We start from the raw sequence: 6,539 nt of genomic DNA, 5'->3' as shown, positions 1-6,539 counted from the left end.
ATGGGCCTGGCCGGATTCGAACCGGCGATCTTCTCCGTGTGAGGGAGACGTCATAGCCACTGGACTACAAGCCCATAAAACCATTATACCTTTCCATTATTTAAAAATTATACTATTATGGTGGTTTTATTGGCAGTGCTGTAAATGTGAGTATAAACATTACAAGTGAAAATATACCTATTGCAATATCCAGAGGCCTGATTTTTTCATAATCATTTAATGCAGGTGGATGCACAAGGCCCATAAAGATTACAAATAATGCAAGGAAAAGCCAGCCAAGATAGTCATAGGCTATGGTCAGATAAAATAAAAATCCAAGAAAAAGGTAGCTAACAATATACGCTTTTTTACCAAGAATCCCTCTTGCTATATGGCCACCATCAAGCTGGCCTGTCGGTATAAGATTTAGGGCTGTCGCAAACATGCCAACCCAAACTGCAAAAACCATTGGGAATAAAGGTTTATTTATGGGTTCAACAATGCCGAAAAGCCTGTATATTAACGGATAATTTAATATGAACGGTATGTAATGGCCAACTGGCCTGTATATTTTCTCAAGATACTGTGCAAGGAAGAGCAGGGGTAACGCAACAAGAAACCCTGCTATTGGACCGGCAGCTCCTATCTCTGCCATGGCCTTTCGGTTTGGCATCGGGTCCCTTAATGATACAAATGCACCAAAAGTTCCTATCTCATATGGAAATGGAATAAAAAACGGTAATGATGCGTTAACCTTATATCTGCGTGCCACAACATAATGTGCTGTTTCGTGTATGCCCAGTATCAGCATTAATGGAAGTGAAAAAAAGATAAATCCATACCATAGACTGTATAGTTCAGCATATGTCCCGGGCCTTACAAAGCTTCTGGCATATATAGAACCAACATAAATGGTTGAGGCCAGTGTTAATATGAGCAGTATTACATTTACATTATTGCTTTTATATTTTTCATCCGGTCTTATGGAAACTTCAACATAATGCTCCGCATCCTTAACAACAAACGGTATAAAACCCTCAGGAACTATTTTTTTTCTTAATTCATCAAATTGCCGGTCAAAATCAGGATTGTCGCTGTCAAAGAAATAAAATTTTATACTGACAGGATTTACCACAGCCTCATAATAGTTTATGTGCTCTTTAACAGTTGCAACAACGCCCTGCAACCTTTCATTTTGAACCTTCATAGTCGGAAACATAATTCACCAGCAATCAAATATTACAAATTCAATACAATAGATTATTTTTAATCATTATATGAATTTTTTTAAAAAATGATTTTATATAATTTTTCACCTGATTTTTAAAATTATTAATTCTTAATAAATATGATTATGGATAAAAGGCTGAATAATATCCACAGGAATAATAAAAGTATGCAAAAGTTTATGTTAAATTTGCGTTTAATGTAATCCAATGGATACATATTCAGATTTCCTGGAATTCTTAAATAAAAATAAAAACAATATTATAAAATCACTGGACCTTGAAAAGAATTCAGAATTTTACAGACTTTACCAGGAGGTTTTTGATAAAAATTTTATTGACTTTAATTTTAAGGGAAATATTAATGCTGATGTGGCTGCAACTGACAGCTCAGAGTTTGTAAGGACACTATACAACGGAAAGAGCATAATTATAATAAGGGCATACACAATATACGGTGAAAAATTTACCAAGGATTTTTTTATGGACACTGTTTACGTTGATCCATTAAAGTTAAGAAATTTTACAATACTTTTGATGGAAAACTCGGAACATTTATCCATAATAAAGTTGCTTGAAACTGAAAAACCTGAATATATATTTATTGACGGTTCATTTAAGGGTCGCATATCGCATTTAAATGAGGGCCTTGATATAGAAAATTATGATAATTTTATGGATATTTATTTTAAAAATCTTAAAAAAATGCTGCAAATGGCCTTTAAAAACAATGTTAGGTTAATATTTATATCCAAAAGCAATTATTCACAATCATTTAAGGAATTCCTGCTTGAGAACCTTAAGCCAGGCATGTACCCGGATGAAATTGTGAAAAAGGCTAAAAAGGAATATACAAATGACCATTTAATTATAAAATCCCTGGCGCATAGAACCGGCTATACCACACCATTGATATACAGGCAAAATTTTTCTGGAACAGATGTTAATTATATTTCATTTGATGTTCTTCCAAGGGCAGATGACCTGCCAATGAAGGTTCAGATCGTATCACAGGAATTAATGATGGAAACAAAAAATGCCAGCCCGTATAATCTTGACCAAAAAATTCTTGAACTAATATTTTATGGTTATACCTCATATAAGGTATATAATATATGGCTTTATGATGTTGATAAGAGGGTAAAATTTAGAAGTGATGAAATGGAAAATCTTTATATGAAAACATTTGAAAAAATTACAGGCATAACATTTTATGAAAGCAGGGGTGAGAGGCGTGCAAGACTTAGAGTATGAAATAGGCTTTACAGCCGGTAAAAATTCATCAGGACACTTCCAGTTTGTCATATCTGAAAATGCAGATATTAAAAAGTGGGAGTACGTTGGTCTTAACATAAACGGAAGCATCGTTATAGGCAGAATAGAGGATATTGTTTCGAAAAGCGATTTAATGGACGAATCAATTGATTACGAAAGCATAAAGAGGTATACTGAAAATAAAATAAATGATTCAACAAACATGAGTTATGTCAATGTTCTTGGCCGGCTTGAAAATGACAATCTTGTTCAATCCAGGGAAATAATAACCCCGGGATTAAAGGTATATAAACTATCATCAGGAATTTTAAAAAAGTTATTCTCATTTCCAGATGACGAGTCTTTATACATTGGCAACCTGCCAGATACTGGTGTGCCCGTATCAATAAATATAAAGGGAATGAGGCGTCATCTCGCAATTCTGGCACAGACCGGTGCGGGCAAGAGCCATACCGCATCTGTTATTATGGAGGAACTCTTAAAGAAGGGGGCATCAATAATAGTTCTGGACCCACATGCCGATTATGTTTTCATGAAAAAAGACAGGGATGGAAAAATTTACTCTGATAATATTGATGTATTTCGAACGCCGCTGAGCACCGGTAGATATTCAAGGGATGATATCGGAATTATAAAGGAATTTACAATCAGGTTTCAGGACCTTACAGCCGATGATATTAAGGGTATTATGGGAATTAAGGATAATTACACACAGATGTCACCATTAATCGATGATATTCTAAAGGCAATGAAGGGCAAAAAGGATTTAAACGATTTTATGAATACGGCCGAGAAGCTCCCACAGGATGATTACAGAAAAATTAAGGGGAGGCTGGTTTTTCTCGAGAAAATAAGGGAAATATTTTCGGATTACACAACAGGCATAAAGGATTATCTGGGCCCCGGAAAGATGTCCGTGCTCGATCTCTCGGGCATGGATCAGTACCTTGCAAATTATTTTTCATTCAGGATTTTAAGTGAAATTTATGATTCCAAAATATCATCTGAATTTAAATATCCTGTTTTTATCTTTGTTGAGGAGGCCCATAACTTTGTGCCGCCAAGGGTAAATAGCAACATAGCAGGGATGATCAAAAAAATAGCCGCAGAGGGTAGAAAATTTGGAATATTTTTAACAGTAATAACCCAGAGGCCTGGAAAAATAGACGCTGATGTTTTAAGCCAGTGTAATTCGCAGATTATATTGAGGGTTACAAATCCAATAGACCAGAACGCAATACTTCAAAGCAGTGAAAATATAACAGAATCATTAATGGAGGATCTGCCCTCACTAGATACAGGTGAGGCCATTATTGTCGGTGAAATAGTTAAAATGCCTGTAATTATAAAGGTCAGGGATAGGGAAACAAAGCCGGGAGGATCCGACATAGACATTATATCATTGCTAAAGGAGGCACGCGATGAGGTCAGAAAAATGAATAATCCTGATGAGATAAAAAAGAAAAATAAAAATCTCCTTGGTGATTTTTAATGGCCACATTTTTGCATTTATCTGATACGCATCTAGGTTATAAGGAATATATGATGGATGAACGCGAGAATGATTTTTATGAATCATTTAATGAGGCAATAGATATAGGGCTAAATGAGCATGTGGATTTTTTTGTCCATACCGGTGATCTTTTTGACACATGGTCGCCATCAAACAGGGCACTTAATGAATTTAAAAAGGCAGCACTGAAATTATATAACAATGGTAAGATTATGTACCTTATAATGGGAGACCACGACCGCCCGAAAAGGACCGATGAGATTGCCTCAAGGATTTTTGACTTTCTTGGCGTTAAATTACTTGGTATAAATTCAATAGAAAATATAAAGGTAAACTATTCAGGCGAGGACATCTTAATATCCGGCCTTTCCAATATGAAGGGATTAAGAAAAAATCTTATTGAGGAGGAGTATAAAAAAGGTAATGTTGCTGCAGGAGAATATAAAAATTCAATATTAATGTCCCACCAGGGCGTTTATCCATATTTCATATCAGAGGCCTGCGAGGTGGATTCATCACAGCTTCCCCAGAATTATAAATACCTTGCATTTGGGCATATACACGATTCAAATTTAATCGATGATAGATATCCTGTTTTCTCATATGCAGGTTCCACAGATTTAAACAGCACAAGTGAAATAAAACATTATCTAAAATATAAAAAGTCGGTAAATCTTGTTGAAATTACATCTGGAAATGTAAGCGTCCAGCAAATTAAGCTTAAATCAACAAGATATCAGAATATAATAGATTCAGATTTCATTAATTTTCAAAATGATCTAAAATCCATAGTTAATCAAAAAAGGGATAATGACAAAAAGCCGCTGATAACACTCACAATACATGGTTCAGGCGATAGAGACCTTGTCAGGAAACAGATAAAGGCTATTAATGATATAATAGTTCGTGGTCCACTTTTTGAGAAGGAAATTAAAAAAATAGTTGAAAAACCAAACATGAGCAAACTTCTTGATTATTTTAATGCATATTTTAATGATAAAAATACCGCTGAACTTGCTGATAAAATATTTGAAACGATCAAAAATGAGGATGTGGATTCTGCATATAAACTTATAAAGGATATAATGGGGATAGGCAATGATAATTGAATCAATTCATTTAAAAAATTTTTTATCTCACGAGGATAGTGAAATTAACTTTGACCCCGGGATAAATATTATTACGGGCAAAAACGGCGCAGGGAAGACAAGCATACTCGATGCCATGAAATTTGCACTTTTTTCAGACTCCAGAAACAATGAAAAAAACATAGAGATGATTAAAAAGGGTAAAAAAAACGCAGAGGTAACCATAACATTTAGAATCAACAATGATGAATATGAAATTTTTAGGTCACTTGGCATAAAGGGTTCAAAAAATTTGGAAAGGCTTTCATATGCCAAAAAAAATGGATTGTTAATAGCTGAAACATATGAGGGTGTAACATCTGAAATTTCAAAAATATTAAATGTGTCAAAGGATGTTTTTAAAAATTCTGTTTTTGTTGAACAGGGCCAGATGGATTCCCTGATCTCCGGAACCCCAAAGGAGAGAAAGCAGGTATTTAGTGATATAATTGGCCTAACATTATTGTCAAAAAATGCCGATAAGATAGGAAAAATTATTGGTATGCTAAGATCAGAATCTGAACAATATTTATCATCAGAATTAAAAATTGATACATATAAAGAAAATATAAAAAATCTTGAAAATGAAAATCAGAATATAGCAAGGGAACTTGAAGAAATGAAAAATACCGAACTGGCTTTAAAGGAAGAACTCAATGGTCTTGATAAAAATATAAAAGAGTTAAATGGTTTAAGGGAAAATATAAAGTTTTATGAAAAAAGAAGGGCAGACATTGAAAATAGCATTGAAAGAATTAAAAATGATATAAATAAACTCAACAATCAACTATCTGAATCTGCCAATTTAAGCATGGAAATTAAAAAAATAGAGGAAAATCCATATTATTCCATGAGGAAAATTATGGACGAATATTTTATTAAAAAAAGGGATTTGGAGAAACTTCAAAAGAGCATATCTGACATATCATCAAAAATTGAAACATATAATAAAAATATGGAGAATTTAAAGGCTGTTGAGCAGCGCCATAAAATATATGAAAGAAACAAAAAACTTCTGGATGAGAAAAAATCCCTGATGGCCCAAAATGAGGTAAATTTTAGGGAATATGAGCACATGCTTTACCGTATTGAACAGATAAAGAACCAGCAAAAATCCATGGTAATTCAGCTTAACAGTCTAAAGGCCAGGCTGGGAAACATAAATACAGATAATATTGAGGAGGAAAAATTAAGAATAGGAAACCACATGGAAGACCTTGAACGTGAGAAAATATCCATTAAAAAGGATGTTGCATCATTAAATAGGGATAATATTGAATTGCAGCAAAACATAAATACCCTGCAGGGAAAAAGCGTATGCCCCCTATGCGGGTCAAAATTAACAGATGACCATATTAAAAATATTTTAAATGAATATAATTTAAAAAGAAGTGAAAATTTTCAAAGGCTTAATAAACT

Annotated in this window: 5 protein-coding genes and 1 tRNA gene; 4 read left to right on the top strand and 2 right to left on the bottom strand. The window is 33.8% G+C overall.

The features are described from left to right. Position 1: 1 nt before the first annotated feature. Both AOG54_RS09025 and AOG54_RS09020 read right to left on the bottom strand, forming a co-directional pair. Positions 2–74 (bottom strand) — tRNA-Val (locus tag AOG54_RS09025). Between the two features lie 41 nt (positions 75–115). Then, positions 116–1,198, bottom strand: a complete 1,083-nt coding sequence (locus tag AOG54_RS09020) for a site-2 protease family protein (protein WP_048100848.1) — start codon at positions 1,196–1,198, stop codon at positions 116–118. A gap of 217 nt (positions 1,199–1,415) precedes the next feature. On the opposite strand from AOG54_RS09020, the gene AOG54_RS09015 reads away from it, so the two are divergent. The 4 genes from AOG54_RS09015 to AOG54_RS09000 form a co-directional block, all read left to right on the top strand. After that, a complete protein-coding gene (locus tag AOG54_RS09015; RefSeq protein WP_048100849.1) occupies positions 1,416–2,459 on the top strand; it encodes a DNA double-strand break repair nuclease NurA in 1,044 nt (347 codons plus the stop codon). Further along, positions 2,440–3,972, top strand: a complete 1,533-nt coding sequence (locus AOG54_RS09010; RefSeq protein WP_082180414.1) for a helicase HerA domain-containing protein — start codon at positions 2,440–2,442, stop codon at positions 3,970–3,972. Before AOG54_RS09015 ends, AOG54_RS09010 begins: the two co-directional genes overlap by 20 nt. Then, positions 3,972–5,102, top strand: coding sequence for a metallophosphoesterase family protein (locus tag AOG54_RS09005; protein ID WP_055032634.1), 1,131 nt, complete (start codon positions 3,972–3,974; stop codon positions 5,100–5,102). The genes AOG54_RS09010 and AOG54_RS09005 overlap by 1 nt, the downstream gene beginning before the upstream one ends. After that, a partial coding sequence (locus AOG54_RS09000) for an AAA family ATPase (RefSeq protein ID WP_156324236.1) occupies positions 5,092–6,539 on the top strand: 1,448 nt, incomplete at its 3' end. The genes AOG54_RS09005 and AOG54_RS09000, both read left to right, overlap by 11 nt.

Origin of the sequence: Acidiplasma aeolicum, from assembly GCF_001402945.1 — an archaeon.
Lineage (GTDB): Archaea > Thermoplasmatota > Thermoplasmata > Thermoplasmatales > Thermoplasmataceae > Acidiplasma > Acidiplasma aeolicum.
The sequence above is the reverse complement of the archived record's forward strand: the minus strand, read 5'-3'. Positions and strand labels throughout refer to the sequence as shown.

Excerpts from the sequence above, each read along its gene's own strand:
- AOG54_RS09020 (WP_048100848.1), bottom strand. The coding sequence starts at position 1,198 with ATGTTTCCGACTATGAAGGTTCAAAATGAAAGGTTGCAGGGCGTTGTT.
- AOG54_RS09015 (WP_048100849.1), top strand. The coding sequence starts at position 1,416 with ATGGATACATATTCAGATTTCCTGGAATTCTTAAATAAAAATAAAAAC.
- AOG54_RS09005 (WP_055032634.1), top strand. The coding sequence starts at position 3,972 with ATGGCCACATTTTTGCATTTATCTGATACGCATCTAGGTTATAAGGAA.